Source organism: Pseudomonas berkeleyensis (assembly GCF_014109765.1).
In the GTDB taxonomy this organism is placed as follows: domain Bacteria; phylum Pseudomonadota; class Gammaproteobacteria; order Pseudomonadales; family Pseudomonadaceae; genus Aquipseudomonas; species Aquipseudomonas berkeleyensis.
The window spans coordinates 5282282-5298386 of sequence record NZ_CP059139.1; the positions used below are offsets into that span (position 1 = coordinate 5282282).

13 protein-coding genes are annotated in these 16105 nt (G+C 65.1%); 6 read left to right on the plus strand and 7 right to left on the minus strand.

What is annotated here, in order from left to right; all coding sequences use genetic code 11:
• Nucleotides 1-35: 35 nt before the first annotated feature.
• The 3 genes from HS968_RS24635 to HS968_RS24645 all read right to left on the minus strand — a co-directional run bounded on the left by HS968_RS24635 (nt 36) and on the right by HS968_RS24645 (nt 3926).
• On the minus strand, nt 36-1607 hold the full coding sequence (locus HS968_RS24635) for a methyl-accepting chemotaxis protein (RefSeq protein ID WP_182369111.1): 1572 nt from the start codon (nt 1605-1607) through the stop codon (nt 36-38).
• A 232-nt stretch (nt 1608-1839) separates the two neighbouring features.
• Nucleotides 1840-2916, minus strand: coding sequence for an FAD-dependent oxidoreductase (locus tag HS968_RS24640; RefSeq protein WP_182369113.1), 1077 nt, complete (start codon nt 2914-2916; stop codon nt 1840-1842).
• A complete protein-coding gene (locus HS968_RS24645) occupies nt 2913-3926 on the minus strand; it encodes an AraC family transcriptional regulator (protein WP_182369115.1) in 1014 nt (337 codons plus the stop codon). The genes HS968_RS24640 and HS968_RS24645 overlap by 4 nt, the downstream gene beginning before the upstream one ends.
• 103 nt (nt 3927-4029) lie before the next feature.
• Between HS968_RS24645 and HS968_RS24650 the strand changes: the two genes are divergently transcribed.
• A complete protein-coding gene (locus tag HS968_RS24650) occupies nt 4030-5091 on the plus strand; it encodes a fatty acid desaturase (protein ID WP_182369117.1) in 1062 nt (353 codons plus the stop codon).
• Between the two features lie 202 nt (nt 5092-5293).
• Nucleotides 5294-8173, plus strand: coding sequence for an EAL domain-containing protein (locus HS968_RS24655; RefSeq protein WP_182369119.1), 2880 nt, complete (start codon nt 5294-5296; stop codon nt 8171-8173).
• Here HS968_RS24655 and HS968_RS24660 read toward each other — a convergent pair.
• The 3 genes from HS968_RS24660 to rpmB all read right to left on the minus strand — a co-directional run bounded on the left by HS968_RS24660 (nt 8161) and on the right by rpmB (nt 10055).
• Nucleotides 8161-9375, minus strand: coding sequence for an HDOD domain-containing protein (locus tag HS968_RS24660; RefSeq protein ID WP_119693992.1), 1215 nt, complete (start codon nt 9373-9375; stop codon nt 8161-8163). The genes HS968_RS24655 and HS968_RS24660 overlap by 13 nt on opposite strands.
• Nucleotides 9376-9652: 277 nt before the next feature.
• On the minus strand, nt 9653-9808 hold the full coding sequence (gene rpmG / locus HS968_RS24665; protein ID WP_003464575.1) for a 50S ribosomal protein L33: 156 nt from the start codon (nt 9806-9808) through the stop codon (nt 9653-9655).
• Nucleotides 9809-9818: 10 nt separating this feature from the next.
• The gene (gene rpmB, locus HS968_RS24670; protein WP_003242523.1) at nt 9819-10055 is read right to left on the minus strand and encodes a 50S ribosomal protein L28; all 237 of its coding nucleotides are present in this window, start codon (nt 10053-10055) and stop codon (nt 9819-9821) included.
• A gap of 355 nt (nt 10056-10410) precedes the next feature.
• Here rpmB and HS968_RS24675 point away from each other — a divergent pair, with 355 nt between their 5' ends.
• The gene (locus tag HS968_RS24675; RefSeq protein ID WP_182369121.1) at nt 10411-11982 is read left to right on the plus strand and encodes an ABC transporter substrate-binding protein; all 1572 of its coding nucleotides are present in this window, start codon (nt 10411-10413) and stop codon (nt 11980-11982) included.
• 50 nt (nt 11983-12032) lie between these two features.
• Entirely contained in the window at nt 12033-12527 is a 495-nt protein-coding gene (locus tag HS968_RS24680) for a hypothetical protein (protein WP_238338879.1), read from the plus strand.
• Between the two features lie 7 nt (nt 12528-12534).
• Here the strand turns inward: HS968_RS24680 and radC are convergent, their stop codons facing one another.
• Nucleotides 12535-13209 carry a RadC family protein gene (gene radC, locus HS968_RS24685; RefSeq protein WP_119693990.1) on the minus strand — a complete coding sequence of 225 codons (675 nt, stop codon included), beginning with the start codon at nt 13207-13209 and terminating at the stop codon, nt 12535-12537.
• 140 nt (nt 13210-13349) lie between these two features.
• Here radC and coaBC point away from each other — a divergent pair, with 140 nt between their 5' ends.
• Together coaBC and dut are read left to right on the plus strand one after the other, a co-directional pair.
• Nucleotides 13350-14558 carry a bifunctional phosphopantothenoylcysteine decarboxylase/phosphopantothenate--cysteine ligase CoaBC gene (gene coaBC / locus HS968_RS24690; protein WP_182369123.1) on the plus strand — a complete coding sequence of 403 codons (1209 nt, stop codon included), beginning with the start codon at nt 13350-13352 and terminating at the stop codon, nt 14556-14558.
• A 2-nt stretch (nt 14559-14560) separates the two neighbouring features.
• Entirely contained in the window at nt 14561-15016 is a 456-nt protein-coding gene (dut, locus tag HS968_RS24695; RefSeq protein ID WP_182369125.1) for a dUTP diphosphatase, read from the plus strand.
• Nucleotides 15017-16105 lie beyond the last annotated feature (1089 nt).

Consider the following 16105-nt stretch of genomic DNA (forward strand, 5'->3'; position numbering starts at 1 on the left):
AGCTTTCAAGCGGCGCTCAGCAGAACGCAAACAACTCAAGGCTCCGGCCGGTAGCCCAGGCGCAAACCACCCCAGTGCTTGCCCTGCACCATGATCGGTACCGACAGGTCATGCATCAGCTCGCCGGTATCGCGCATGTAGGTCTGCAGCAGCAGCGCCTGCTTGTGGCTGCCACAACGGATGCCGGTGCGGTCATTGAACAGGCGCTTGCCGCGGCTGCGGGTGGCATCGACGGCCGGGTCACCACTGGGCGGGTGGTTGAACGCGGCGTTGTGAGTCGGCACATAGCCTTCCGGCGTGGTGGAAATGGCGAACACCAGCCCTTCATGGCGTTTGAGCAGCGGCTCCTGCAAGGCCGGCAGCACCTGGTCGGCATACTGATCGAAGCGCGTGCGGTACTTCTGCGGCTGGGTGCCGGCAATCGGCTGGTAACGGCGATCGAACAGGTCATCGAGGCTGATGCGTCCGCTCTGCAGATCCTGCTCGAATTGCGCGGCGATGGCGGCGGCGCCTTCGCGGGCCAGGTCATAGGCGCGCTGGTGGTAGTCGTCCAGGCCCACTTCGGCGAGCTGCTCACTGACCGTCTCGGCCTGGCCCACCAGGTGCTCGGCCGCATCGGCCAGTTGCCGCGTCTGCCCCTCGCTGCCCTGCACGTCGTCCTGCAGTTGCAGGGCGGCGGCCGAGAGGCTGGCCAGGCGCTGGTGGTTGTCCGCCGTGCCGGCGCTGATCTGCGCCACCTGCTGTTCGACTTCCTCGGCCTGGTCGGCGATGCCATGCAAACGACTGCCGGCCGTTTCGATCTGCTGCGCAGCCTGCTCCAGCTCGACGCTCTGTCGCTGGATATGGGCGACCACCGCGGCGCTCTGCTGGCGGATGTCGGCGACCATCTGGCTGACTTCCCCGGTAGCACTGGCAGTACGCGCGGCGAGGTTGCGCACCTCGTCGGCGACCACGGCAAAGCCTCGGCCCATCTCCCCGGCACGGGCGGCTTCGATGGCCGCGTTGAGCGCCAGCAGGTTGGTCTGGCTGGCAATGGACTGGATGACCTGGGTGACCTGCTCGATCTGCTCGGTACGGCTGCCCAGGCCATCGATCAGCTCGCGGCTGGCCAGGGTCTGCGCACTGAGTTGCTGCATGCGTTCGATGGCCTGGGTGAGCTCAGCCTGGCCGTTGGCGCTGGCCTCGCGCACATGTTGCGCAGCGGCCAGAGTGTGCTCGGCGCGCGCGGCACTGTCCTGCTCGGTATGGGTGATGGCCTCGGCGGCCTGGCTGACCTGCTGCACGGCCGCCAGTTGCGATTGCAGGCGCTCGGCCAGGTGCTTGACCGCATGGGCGACCTTGGCCGCGGACAGCGCGTTGTGGCAGGTATGCCGCGACAGTCCGCGACTGAGTTCGACGAAGTCGCCGCTCGCTTTCTGCTGGGACGCCTGCACCGGCTCGTCACGGCGCTGCCAGGGCCCCAGCCAGGGCCATAACGCCAGCAACAGATAGGACGGCACGCTCACGTAGAGCGGCAACTGCATCTGCTGGTAGACGAGCATCAGCCCGGCAAGGCCAACGGCATGCAATACGAAAGCGATCGGCGAACGGATAAAGGCAGCTTGCATGACCGACCTCAGAGTTCTTGTTCTGGTGCGCGGCGAGGCGCTGTAGGCGGACGGGGTCACGGCGGGTTCTCTCCTTGAATATCCCACGCAACCTGGGCAGCAGGCTACGTGTTCGACAGGCCCGACGAAAAATAAGCGTATGCAGACCGGGCACGATGACCGGGATTCGAGCAGCTCGGAAGCACCAGCACCATAAAACTTTGGTAGCACACTGCCATGAATTTAGACGGGTCTACCCCACCACGCGATGGCGTTTGACGAAGCGCCTGTCCAGCCAGTCCTTGCAACGGCCGTAGAGTTGCCCGCCGGCACTCCAGTCATGCCAGCCGAGCAACGCCCCGCCATCACCGGTGGCCAACAGCGCCAGGCTCTGCCACTGCGCCCGGTAATGTTGCAGCGGCCGATTGTGCAACGCGGCATGGAGATTGGCGGCGAGCACCGGGGCCTGCCGCACGGCGAAGCGACCACTACGGCGCATGCCATCGAGGCTGGCGCAATCGCCGACGGCGAAGATCTGCGCATGCGACTCGCATTGCAGAGTCGGGCGAATGGCGACGAAACCGGCTGCGTCCTTGGCCAGTTGGCTGGCCGTCAGCCAGAGCCAGGGGCGCGCGCCACTGGCCAGCAGCAACCGCCGGCCACGCCAGACCGGCTCATCGCCGCTGAGCAACCAGTCGTCCTCGATGCGCCCGATCGGGCAGTGCTCGCGCACCTGCACGCCACGCTGGCGCAAGTGACCAAGCGCACGCAGGCGCAGCCCAGGTGCCAGGCCATCGAGCAGCGAACCACCGCAGAACAGCGCCAGCGCCGGTACCTTGTCAGCCAGCGCCAGGGCCAGCTCCACGCCACCGGCGCCACCGCCGAGAATCGCCATACGTCGCGGCTCGGCCTGCCATTGCTGCCAGCCTGCGAGCAGCGCCTCGATCGGCCGCGCCGCGAGCACCTGCATGGCATTGCCCTGCTGCGGTGGAATCGCCATGCCGGCGCCGACATTGAGCGACAGCCACTCGCCTTGCAAGCCACGCCCATCGCTGAGCTGCACGCAGCGCGTGTCGGCATCGAGCGAAGCGATCTGCCCTTCGATGAGTTCCACCTTCGCCGCCCGGCACAGCGCCTGCAGCTCCACCCGGCAGTCGGCAGCACTGAACCGGCCACTGATCAGCCCCGGCAGCATGCCCGCATACCAGGCCTCCGGGCCGGGGCTGAGCAGGCCGATACGGCCCGGCGGGCGTTCCACCAGCGCCCAGCGGCGCAATACACCAAGGTGGGCATGGCCGGCTCCGGCCAGCAGCAGGTCGTACTGGATCATGCGTTTTTCAGTCCATCGCGGTACTGGCTCGGCGTCTGGCCGGTCCAACGTTTGAAGGCTCGGCCAAAGCTGCTGCTGTCGCTGAAGCCGAGCAGATAGGCAATTTCACTGATCGAACAGCGCGGGTCGCGCATGTGCCGTAGTGCCAAGGCGTGGCGCGTATCGCCGAGCAGCGCCTCATAGCTGGTGCCCTCCTCGGCCAGATGACGCTGCAGGCTGCGCAGACTCAGGTGCAAGGTCTGGGCAATACGCTCGGCGGAGGGCTCGCCGTCGGGCAACTGCGCCTCCAGGCAGCGGCGCACCCGCTCGCTGCAACTGGCCGCCTGCAACTGTTCCAGGCTGCGTTTGAGCACGGTCTCGTTGTGCTCGGCCAGCTCGGGGTTGCCATCATCCAGGCGCTGCTCGAACGCCGCGCGGGGAAAGCGCAGCAGGCTCTCGTCGGCGGCAAATTCCAGTGGCGCGCGAAACACTGCTTGCCAGGGCTCGGGATCAGCCGGCAAAGGCCGTTGCAGGCGCACCAGCAGCGGTGAGAAATCACGATTCAGACGATTGCGGCAGCTACGCACGTAGATCGCGGCGAAGGCATCCAGCGCCTCGGGGGCCGGTGGCGGGCTGCCTGGCGGCACACGAAAACGGAACTCGTAGACGTCATCGAGCTGGCGCAGCTCCAGTTCCAGCACATCGCTGACCACCCGGTGATAACGCACGATGCGCTCGAACATCTCGCGCAGGCTGCTGCTGGCGATCAGCGCATAGCCCAGGGCATGGAAAGTGGTCGGGCTGACGAACTGCGAGGTCTTCAACCCCAGCGCCGGATCGCCGCTGGCGGCCACCGCCAATTGCCACAGACGGGTGGTCACCGACAGCGGGCAACGCGCGTTGGGGTCGTCGAGCAGCGCCGGATCGAGGCCCGCTTCACGACATAGCGCAGCACTGTCCAGGCCGAGCGCATCGAGCTGTTTGCGCAGCGCGCGCGTCCAGCTGGCCAGGGTGGAAGGTTCGGCAGTCATGCAGATTGGCGTATCCGGTAGGCAGGTTGGCGTGCAGGGTCGGGCAATCAGACGTTCGTCACGGCACAGTGAAGTCACAGCCCGAGAACAAGAGGATGTCGGCATGTCCCCCTCCCCCGCAAGCCTTAATGACCAGCAACGCGCCGCTTATATCCGCGAACAGGTGATGGCGCACGGCAACGCCCTGCGCCAGCGCTATCCGATCCTGCAGCATCAGGACGCGCTCGGCGCCGGCATCCTGGCCTTGGCCCTATGCGGCATGATCGGCTCGGCAGCGTTGTATATCGGCGGCCATATGCCCTGGTGGGCGTGCCTGCTGCTCAATGCCTTCTTCGCCTCGCTGACCCACGAGCTGGAGCACGACCTGATCCACTCGATGTATTTCCGCAAGCGAGCCCTGCCGCACAACCTGATGATGGCGCTGGTGTGGCTGGCGCGGCCGAGCACCATCAACCCCTGGGTGCGCCGTCACCTGCACCTCAACCACCACAAGGTTTCCGGCAGCGAAGCCGACATGGAAGAGCGCGCCATCACCAATGGCGAGCCCTGGGGCTTCGCCCGCCTGCTGATGGTCGGCGACAACATGATGAGCTCCTTCATCCGCTGGTTGCGGGCGAAGAATCCGGCGCATCGACGGATGATCCTCAGCCGCACGCTGAAGGTCTATGCACCACTGGGGCTGCTCAACTGGGCGACCTGGTACCTGTTTCTCGGCTTTCACCTGCTGGACTGGGCCAGCGCGGCCCTGGGTGCCCCCATCAACTGGTCGGCCGGTACGCTGGCGACCATGCAGGTGGTGAACATCGCCGTGGTGGTGCTGGTCGGCCCCAACGTGCTGCGCACCTTCTGCCTGCACTTCGTCAGCTCCAACATGCATTATTACGGCGATGTCGAGCCGGGCAACGTGATCCAGCAGACCCAGGTGCTCAATCCCTGGTGGCTGTGGCCATTGCAGGCTTTCTGCTTCAACTTCGGCAGCAGCCATGCGATCCACCACTTCGTGGTCAAGGAGCCCTTCTACATTCGCCAGCTGACCGTGCCCTTCGCCCATCGGGTGATGCGCGAAATGGGCGTGCGCTTCAACGACTTCGGTACCTTCACTCGTGCCAACCGCTGGACACGCCGCCAGCAGGCGCAATCAGACGAACGCACCCAGACCGCCTGAGCGACGCTCCACTGCCGTGGCGCATCAAGCGTCGCGGCAACGGCAGCAGAACGCCTGCGACCGGTCATTCGTCGCACCATCCTGGCGGATGAGACCCGCAGCGCAATCATCGCGCCAGTAGTCGGCTAGAATTCACTAGCGCCCGACCGCTCCCGCGTCACCGGACTTCGGCGCCCTCGCAGTAGCCATGAGGCCGCCCTGGATGGTTCAACCGCTTCGCTCACTGATCGCTCTACTCTGCCTGGTCTTTGCCCTGACGGCACGGGCCAGTGATGCGCTGCCGTTGCTGCAGCTCAGCGCCGCCGATCTGGCCAGCCCGGTGAGCATCGAGCACAGCCTGCTGCTGGAAGATCCAAGCACCCAGTTGACCGCCAGCGAAGTGCTGCAACGCATCGCCAGCGAAGGCCACGCCATTCAAGGCACCGCACGTATCGGCTATTCACGTAGCGCCTGGTGGCTGGTGCTACGCCTCCAGACACCGCCTGCCGAGCGCCTGCAGTTGATCATCGGCCAGACTTTTCTCGACGATCTGGAAGTCTGGCTGTTCGACGGCGACACGCCGCTCGGCCCTCTTTACAGCGGCGCGCAACGCCCCTTCAGCGAGCGCGGCGAACCTTATCCACAGTTCCTGCTCAACCTGCCGCGCCTGGGCGAGGGGCCTTACAGCCTGCTGCTGCGTGTGCAAAGCGACTCGGCGATCAACCTGCCCCTGCAACTGGTCGGCGCGCAGCAGGGCCAGCAACTGATCGCCCACAGCTGGCTGCAGAGCGGCCTGCTGATCGGCGTGCTGCTGGCCCTGGCGCTGTTCTATCTGGTCAAGTACAGCACCCTGCGCGAACCGCAGCTGGCCTACTTCAGCCTTACCGCGCTGTGCGTGGCGCTGTACAACGCCAGCCTGTACAGCCTGGCCGGGCTGCTCTGGCCAGAGTGGCCGGCGCTGCCCAAGCTGCTGGTCAACCTGCCAACGGCCGGGATGATGATCTTCAGTTCGCTGTTCATCGCCAGCGCCCTCAACCTGCATCTGGGGCGCCTGCGCTGGCTACGCGACGCGCTGTTCGCCGCCACCCTGCTGGTCAGCGTGGGCGGCTTGCTGGTCGAACATCCCGCCGCCTACCAGATACTGAATCTGCTGACCCTGGCGACCGGCCTCTACCAGTTGCTGTTGATGGCACTGGGCGTCTACCAGCGTCGGCCCTACGCCCCTGGTTATCTGCTGTGCTGGAGCGCCGCCCTGGTGCTGATGCTCTTGGTGCCGCTGAGCCGTGCCGGGGTAATTCCGCTGCCGTCGGGGTTCTATGCACTGTACGCCTACCTGCCGGCGTTGAGCATGCTGCTGTTCGGCGCCCTGCTCGACAAACAGCTGGAGCGCGTGCGGCGCGTGCTGCTGAGCAGCCAGGAACAGGCCATCGACAATCTGGAGCAGTACCAGGCGCTGTTTCGCCACAGCGGTGAAGGCATCTTCCGCTGCCGGCGTGATGGCAGCCTGCTGGAAGCCAACCCGAGCCTGGAGCGCCTGCTCGGTGGCGATGCGCCCGTGGCCGATCTCCACGGCCTGCCATTGCAGCGCCTGCTCGGCGAGCAGCAATGGAGCACCCTCCTGCATCAACTCGACGCCGAGAACGGCGCCGTCAGCTGCGAGTGCCAGCTGTACGACCTGCAACAACGTGCGCACTGGATCTATCTGTCGCTGCACACACGACCGCTGCAGGACTGCATCGAAGGCATCGTGGTCGACCTCAGCGAACGCCGGGCGCTGGAAGAACGTCTGCAGCATCTGGCTGCCCATGATGCGCTGACCGGCCTGCTCAACCGTCGCGAACTGGAAAGGCTGCTGTCTGAGACCCTGAATGGCACGAGCAAGCAGCGCTTCAGCCATCTGCTGCATCTGGGCCTGGATCGCTTCAAACAGGTCAACGACCTGTGCGGCCATTCCGCAGGGGATCAACTGCTGCGCCAGCTGGCGAGCCAGCTCAGCCACCAGTTGCCACGCCATGCCGAGCTGGCGCGTGTCGGCGGCGACGAATTCGCCATCCTGCTGCGTGAAGTCGACGACGAGGCCGCACTGAACCAGGCCGAGCAATTTCGCCGTGCAGTCGAACAATTCGTCTTCACCTGGCAAGGCCGGCCGTTCCGCCTGCACGCCAGTATCGGCCTGCTCGCCCTCAGCTCCGGCGTGCGCGACTGGGAAACCGCGCTGAACTGGGCCAACAGCGCCAGCCAGCTGGCCAAGCACCAGGGCCGCAACCGCGTGCAGCAGTTCAATCCGGCCGACGGCGCACTGCTCGAACATCAGCGCCAGCTGCAGTGGATCACCCGCCTGCGCGAAGCCACCGAACGCGGCCATTTCGAGCTGTTCTTCCAGCCGGTGCAGGCCCTGCAAAGTGACCCAAGCGGCCTGCACTACGAAGTCCTACTGCGCTACCGTGACCCACAGAGCGGCGACTGGATCAGCCCGGCGCAATTCCTCGACGCCGCAGCGCGCTACGATTTCCTCGGTGCCATCGACCGCTGGGTGATCCAGAACCTGTGCGCCTGGCTGGCCGCCAACCCCCGCCATCTGGCGCAACTGGCCCAGGTCAACGTCAACCTCAGCGCCAAGTCATTGCTCGACTGCAGCTTCCATCGCCTGCTGCAGGACGAACTGCAGCGCCATGGTCTGCCGCCCAGCAAACTGTGCATCGAGGTCACGGAAATGGTCGCCCTCGGCGAGCTGGGCGTCTCTGCAAAATGGATCGAAGAGTTGCGCAGCAAGGGGCTGAAGGTCGCACTGGATGATTTTGGCAGCGGCTTCGCCTCTTACGCTTACCTGCGTCATCTGCCGCTGGACATCCTGAAGATCGACGGCAGCTTCATCAGCGGCATCGAAAACGACCCGATCAACCAGGCCATGGTCGGCTCGATGCGACAGATCGCCGGGCAGCTCGGCCTGCTGACCGTCGCCGAGTTCGTCGAAACCCAGGCCAGCCTGGACTGCCTGCGCCGCCTCGGTATCGACTACGCCCAGGGTTACTTCGTCGGCCGTCCGCAACCCCTGCGGCAGCTGGCCGACGACGCACGCCGCCACGACACTCAGGAAGCCTGATAGAGCTCTACCGGCACGCGCTCCAGCAAACCTGGGTCGAGCCTTAACATTCGGACGCAGCGCGCCTCGACGAGGCTGGCCGCCGACTCGTTGTTCGGCAGTGCCAGCAGCAGGCCACTGAGGTTGAGCACCAACGCTTCGCGTGAGAACACGCCGCTGCCCAATCCGTAGAACGCCGCGATCAACTCACGCAGACCGAAGGGCAGGCGCCAGCGAATACGCAGCGCCGAACCGAAACTCGCCGAGCGGCGCAGCATGGCATCGTCGATCTGCTCGTTACTGAGTTCACCCCCGGCCTCCTGCCAGTCCTGCAGGCTGCGCAGCAGCGCCAGCTCCCCCAGGTTGTGCAGCAGGCCGGCGGTGTAGCAGAGCTCGGCGTCCAGCTTCAGCTCGACGGCCAGCCAGCGCGCCAGTTCGGCGCTGCGCCGTGCCCGCTGCCAGGTGTGCGCGGCCAACTCCGCCAGTCGCGGGTCGCGCAGTTGGGCATTACGCTGCAATGCCAGGCCCAGCACCAGGTTGAGCGTGCGTGCCACACCCAGGCGCGGCAATGCCTGAGCCAGTGTCTGGCAAGGCATGCCCTGATGCTGCGCGGCACTACTGGCAGCGGCGATCAGCAGCGCGGTGATCTGCGGGTCACTGCCGAATACCGCCTCCAGCTCGCCCAGATCCTGCTCGCCTGTCTGCAAACCCTGGCTGACGGCGTTGCGCACATCGCTGAGCAACGGCGCGCCCTGCCCCTCCTCGCGCACCGTATCGAGAAAGTCGCGTAGCTCGCTGAGCAGCAGGGCCGGACGCGCCTGCACCGTCTCGTCAGCCGACGGCAACAGGCCACGCAAACGCTGGCGCAGACTTTCGGCATTGAAGGGCTTGGCCAGGTAGGCACTGGGCGCCAGCGGCCGGGCCGCACGCACGCTGCGGGCATCGAGGCGCCCACTGATCAGGACGAAAGGCAGCGCCGGCGTTCGCGGGTGACGACGCAACTGGCGCAACAACTCGACGCCGTCGAGCCCCGGCAACTCACCATCGGCGATCACCAGATCAGGCAGGCGCCGCTTGCAGCGTGCCAGTGCCGCCTGGCCATCGCTGACCCGCAGTACGCGGGCGTCGCCGCGTATATCCAGCACCAGTTGCTGAAGCAGATTGGCCGTCCAGGGATCGGCTTCGGCGATCAGGACTTCCACGGAGTGAGCTGAAGCGGTCATGCGTGCCTCTGGGCGAACGACGAAAAATGGTGCCCGAACCCGCATGCGCCCGCATTCAATGCAAACCTGAGGGATGAGTCAGTTCCATGGCAACGCCGCAGTCTAAACCGAGGCTTTGCACCACGTCAGCTTATGCGGAAAAACTGCGCAAGAAGTTGCTCGGCGTCAGTTGACCAGAGAGCGGCTCCTGCCGCTGCTCAGCGGCGGGTTATCCAGGATACCAGGCACAAAAAAGCCCGCCGGTGAGGGCGGGCTTCTTCGACAGGCAGCCGATCAATTACTTGATCTTGGCTTCCTTGTACATCACGTGCTTACGTACGACCGGATCGAATTTCTTGATTTCGATCTTGTCGGGGGTGGTGCGCTTGTTCTTGTCGGTGGTGTAGAAGTGGCCGGTACCGGCGCTGGACACCAAACGGATCAGTTCACGCATGACTCTCTCCTTAAACCTTTTCGCCGCGAGCGCGCAGCTCAGCCAGCACTACGTCGATGCCACGCTTGTCGATAACGCGCATGCCTTTGGCAGATACGCGCAGACGCACGAAGCGCTTCTCGGACTCGACCCAGAAGCGATGGTGCTGCAGGTTCGGCAGGAAACGACGACGGGTTTTGTTGTTTGCGTGGGAAATATTGTTCCCGGTTACCGGACCCTTACCGGTAACTTGACAGACTCTCGACATGCCTCAGCCCTCTAAAACCACATGCCCAACCCGGCATGGGTTGGCCGCTTAAACTCAATGTCATTGGCGCTCGGCGCCGCGTTTCTCGAGGGTCTTACCGGGCGCACTACAAAGCACAAGAACCGGGCCCCTAGAAAAGAGCGCTGCTTTATACCAGAAAGCCCTGGGTGCAACAAGGGAAAGCGCAGGATAAAACACACGGGCGAAACCGCAGACTCGCCTGAGCCCAAGGCTTGAGGCCGCCCACGAGAATCGACCGCTCGTCGCCTGCCCCCCCGTATTCAGCGCCAACCAAATCGACTAGGGTTAGAGGCTTGCCGCCGGCGTACCGGCCCCCGGATATAAGGAGCTCTTCATGCGCCTGCTACTCGCCACTCTCTTGTGCACCCCGATTCTGGCCCAGGCTGCCACCCTCAGTGTCTGCACCGAAGCCAGCCCCGAGGGCTTCGACGTGGTGCAGTACAACTCGCTGACCACCACCAATGCCTCGGCCGACATGCTGATGAATCGCCTGGTGGAGTTCGATGCCGAACAGGGCAAGCTGTTGCCAAGCCTGGCGAGCAGTTGGTCGGTCTCCGAAGATGGCCTGGTCTACGACTTCCAGCTGCGTGACGACGTGCCGTTCCACCAGAGCGCCGACTTCAAGCCCAGCCGCAAGCTGGCCGCCGAGGACGTGCTGTTCAGCTTCCAACGCATGCTCGACCCGCAACACCCCTGGCACCAGGTCGCCGCCAGCGGTTACCCCCATGCCCAGTCGATGCAGTGGCCGAGCCTGATCGCCAAGATCGAAGCACCGGATGCACACAGCGTGCGCATCACCCTGACCCGCCGCGACGCCACCTTCCTCGCCACCCTGAGCATGGGCTTCGCCTCCATCTATCCAGCCGAGTACGCCGCCCAGTTGCTCGCCGCAGGCACGCCGCAGAAGCTCAACAGTGCGCCAGTGGGCAGCGGCCCGTTCGTCTTCGAGCGTTATCAGAAGGACGCCGCGGTGCGCTACCGCGCCAACCCGGACTACTTCGCTGGCAAACCAGGCGTGGATCGGGTGATCTTCGCCATTACCCCGGACAGCAACGTACGCCTGCAGCGCCTGCGCCGCGGCGAATGCCAGATCGCCCTGTCGCCTAAACCGCAGGATGTGCAAGCCATCGCTGGCGACACCAAGCTCAAGAGCGCGCAGACCGCCGCCTTCATGACGGCCTTCGTCGGCATCAACAGCCAGCATGCGCCGCTCGACAAACCGCAGGTACGCCAGGCGATCAACCTGGCCTTCGACAAGGCCAGCTACGTCAAGGCCGTGTTCGAGGGCAGCGCCGAGCCGGCGCAAGGCCCCTACCCGGCCAATACCTGGAGCTACGCCAAGGATCTGCCGGGCTATGCCCATGACCCTGCAAAAGCCCGCACCCTGCTTGCCGAAGCAGGCCTGGCCGACGGTTTCAAGACCACCCTCTGGACACGGCCGTCCGGCAGCCTGCTCAACCCCAACCCCAACCTTGGCGCACAACTGCTGCAAGCCGACCTGGCGAAGATCGGCGTCGATGCGGAAATCCGCGTGATCGAGTGGGGCGAGCTGATCCGTCGCGCCAAGGCCGGCGAGCACGACCTGCTGTTCATGGGCTGGGCTGGCGACAATGGCGACCCGGACAACTTCCTCACGCCGCAATTCTCTTGCGCGTCGGTGGAGTCCGGCCTCAACTTCGCCCGTTACTGCGATGAAACGCTGGACAAACTGATCGCCGACGGCAAGGCCAGCAGCGACCAGAACGAGCGCAGCCGCCTGTATCAACAGGCGCAGAAGATCATTCAGGAACAGGCATTGTGGCTACCGCTGGCCCACCCCACCGCCTTCGCGCTGCTCAGCGAGAAGGTGCAGGGCTACAAGGTCAGCCCGTTCGGTCGGCAGGACTTCTCCCGGGTGACATTCTGAGCATCGCCGCGCGGCTGCTGCCCGAGTATCAGTTCAGCGAGCGCCATCAGTTGGACATCGGCGCAACGCCGGGCGCCATTCTCGAAGCCGTCGTTACGCTGGACGCCGAGGATGACCCGCTGATCCGTCGCTGCCTGCAACTGCGTGAGGCACCGGCCCGCCTGGCGCTCAAGCTGGGGCTGCGTAACGACCTGCAGAACACGCCCAGATTCGGCATGCACTCATTCAGCCTGTTGGCACGCGATGCCGACCAGGCGGCCTACGGTTTGATCGGCCGCTTCTGGCGCAGCGACTTCGGCCTGCTGCCCTGCACTGATGGCGAGGCGTTCCGCACATTTCGCGAACCAGGCGTGGCCAGACTGCTGCTGAGCTTTCGCTGCGAGCCGGCAAGCAGCGGCCATACGCGCCTGATCACGGAGACCCGCGTGCATTGTCCGGATCGCGCCAGCCGCCTGGCGTTCACACCCTACTGGTTGGCAATCCGCCCGGCCAGCGGATTGATCCGTCGGCGCATGCTGAATGGCATCAGGGCCAGGGTCGAATGACTCCGCCCTACATCCAGCCCAGCTCGGCCATGGACAGCGGCTCACCATCACCGACGATGAAGTGATCGAGCACGCGCACCTCCACCAACGCCAGCGCATCCTTGAGCCGCTGGGTCAGCACGCGGTCGGCCTGGCTGGGCTCCGACACGCCCGATGGGTGGTTGTGGGTAAGGATGACGGCAGCGGCATTGTTGGCCAGCGAACGCTTGACCACCTGCCGCGGATAAACGCTGGCACTGTCGATGCTGCCGCGAAACAGCACCTCGAAGGCCAGCACGCGATGCTTGGCATCCATAAACAGGCAACCGAATACCTCGTGCGGCTCGTGACGCAGCTGCGCCTTGAGGTAGTCACGCACCGCCTGCGGGCTTTCCAGCGCCGAATCACGGCGCAGGCGCTCGGCCAGATGCCGTCGCGACATCTCCAGCACCGCCTGCAATTGCGCATATTTGGCTGGCCCCAGGCCCAGGTGCTGGCTGAAGCCAGCCAGATCCGCCTCCAGTAGGGTTCGCAGGCTGCCGAATTCACTCAACAGATGCCGCGCCAGATCCACTGCGCTCTTGCCGGTAACCCCGGTACGCAGGAAGATCGCTAGCAACTCGGCATCGGTCAGCGACGCCGCACCTTGCTCCAGCAGTTTCTCCCGCGGACGCTCCGCCGCGGGCCAATCACGAATGCTCATGCGCCACCTCCATGTCGAGCCATACGCCCGCTGATCCGCTGCGGGCGCTGTGCTATCGTAGCCCATCTTTTTACACGGGGCCGGCCTGGGGAGGCGTTGGTCACGTGGCGCACATCCACCGGTATATAAAAGGCAGGCCTATGCAGCGGCTGTATCGCAAACGCATCATCGTCGGCGTCGGGGGCGGTATTGCTGCCTACAAGAGCGCCGAACTGGTTCGCCGACTCAAGGATCAAGGCGCCGAAGTCCGTGTGGTGATGACCCAGGGCGGACGCGAATTCATCACCCCGCTGACCCTGCAGGCGCTTTCCGGCCACCCCGTGCATCTCGACCTGCTCGACCCGGCCGCCGAAGCGGCGATGGGCCATATCGAGCTGGCACGCTGGGCTGACCTGATCCTGATCGCCCCCGCCACCGCCGACCTGATCGCGCGTCTGGCCCAGGGTGTGGCCAACGACCTGCTGACCACTCTGGTACTGGCCTCCGACGCGCCCATCGCCCTGGCGCCAGCCATGAACCAGGCGATGTGGCGCGATGAGGCCACGCAAGCCAATCTGGAACTGTTGCAGCAGCGCGGCATGCGCCTCTTCGGCCCGGCATCCGGCAGCCAGGCCTGTGGCGACATCGGCCTCGGCCGCATGCTCGAACCCAACGACCTGGCACACCTGGCCGCCGATTGCTTCCAGCGCCAGGCGCTGGACGGCCTGCATATCCTGATTACCGCCGGCCCGACTCAGGAAAACATCGACCCGGTGCGCTACATCACCAACCACAGCTCCGGGAAGATGGGTTTCGCCCTGGCCGAGGCCGCCGCCGAAGCCGGCGCCAAGGTCACTCTGGTCAGTGGCCCGGTGCATCTGCCGACCCCGGATCGGGTTGATCGCATCGATGTGGTCAGCGCCCGCGACATGCTCGCCGCCTGCGAAGCAGCGATGCCCTGCGACGTACTGATCGCGGCAGCGGCTGTGGCCGACTACCGCCCGGAAGTGGTCGCGCAACACAAATTGAAGAAAGACCCCAGCAGTGGTGAGGGCATGCTCCTGCAAATGGTGCGCAACCCGGATATTCTCGCCACCATCGCCGGTCGCGAGGATCGCCCGTTCAGTGTGGGCTTCGCCGCCGAGACCGAGAACCTGCTCGAATACGCTTCGCGCAAGCTGCGCGACAAAAATCTCGATCTGATCGTCGCCAATGATGTGGCCAACCCCAGCATCGGCTTCAATAGTGAAGAGAACGCCATCACCGTGATCGACCGTGGCCTGCAGCAAACCAGCTTTGCCCAGACCAGCAAGGGCAAGATTGCCCGCCAGTTGATCACCCTTATCGCCGAACGACTGAACAAGAACTGACCATGCACGCTCTGCAAGCCAAGATCCTCGACCCCCGCCTCGGCCAGGAATTTCCGCTGCCGCAATACGCCACGCCCGGTTCGGCCGGCCTCGACCTGCGCGCCATGCTCAAGGAGGAGATCGTCCTCGAACCGGGCCAGACGGTACTGATCCCGACTGGCCTGTCGATCTACATCGGCGACCCCGGCCTGGCCGCGTTGATCCTGCCGCGCTCGGGCCTGGGCCACAAACACGGCATCGTCCTCGGCAACCTGGTCGGCCTGATCGACTCGGACTACCAGGGCGAACTGATGGTGTCATGCTGGAACCGGGGCCAGACGCCCTTCACCATCGCCGTCGGCGAGCGCATCGCACAGTTGGTATTGGTGCCGGTGGTACAGGCGCACTTCGAGCTGGTCGAGCAGTTCGACGAGACCCAACGTGGTGCTGGCGGCTTCGGCCACTCCGGTAGCCACTGATTCTTAGCCCACAGGACGACCCGCCGAGGAGCACCTGCGTGAAACTCTTCAAGCGTAACGCCAAGGAAGTCGACACCCCTGCCAGCCTCGCGCCAGAGACCAAGAGCAAGGCCGCCAAGCCTTCACTTGGCCCGCTGCTTCCTGGCTTGCTCGCCGCCTTGATTGGAGCGGGAGCGGGCGGCGCCTTGCTCTGGTTCGTCCAGGGCAGTGCCGAGCAGGCTCGTCAGAGCGAGCTGGTACAGGCCATCGGCAGCAGCCAGGCCGCGGCCGTACAACAGGCGCTCAAACAACTGCAGGCCGACAGCCTCGTCGCCACGCGCAACCCCGAGCTGCTGCAGGCACTGCAAAGTGGCGATGCCTTGCAGGTCAGCGAAGCCGAACGTCGCCTCGGTTACTGGGATGGCGTGATCGACGCCCACCTCAACCGCCGTGGCGAAGCGGTACAGAACACCACCCGCGCCGCACCGATGAACTTCGCCGGTCTGGACATGCTGCGCCGCGCCGAGAGCGGTCAACCCCCAGCCGTCGAAGCCTACCGGGTCGGCCAGCGTTGGCTGGCCTATAGCGCCGTGGCACTGCGCATGGGTGAGAACCAACCAGCCCAAGGCACCCTGCTGCTGGCAGTCGACCTGCAACGCCTGTTGGCGGCCCTACCGCCGTTGCCGGCCGAGTACGGCCAGGTGCAACTGGTGCAGCAGTTTGCCAACACGCCAGCGCAGGTGCTCCTGCAACGTGGCCAGGCCGGCGAAGGCAACGCGCAAACCTTCTCCACAGGCAACCCGCACTGGAAGATCAACTTCACCGCCGGTCCAGGCCTGACGCAAGGTGGCATACCGCCCGTGATGCTTGGCCTCGCTGCGCTGCTCGCCCTGGGTGGCGCAGTGATCGGCCTGATCCTGCTGCAAGGCGCCCTGCAGCGCCGGGTCAATGGCGATGCCAAACAACTCGGACAAATGCTCAAAGAACTCTCTGCGGGCAAGAGCGTCAAAGCCTTCAGCCTCAGCGTACCGGCCCTCGATGCCCTGGCCCAGAGCCTGGCCCGTTTGCCGCGCCGCAGCAGTGAAGGCAGCAGTACCCCCGCTAAAGGAA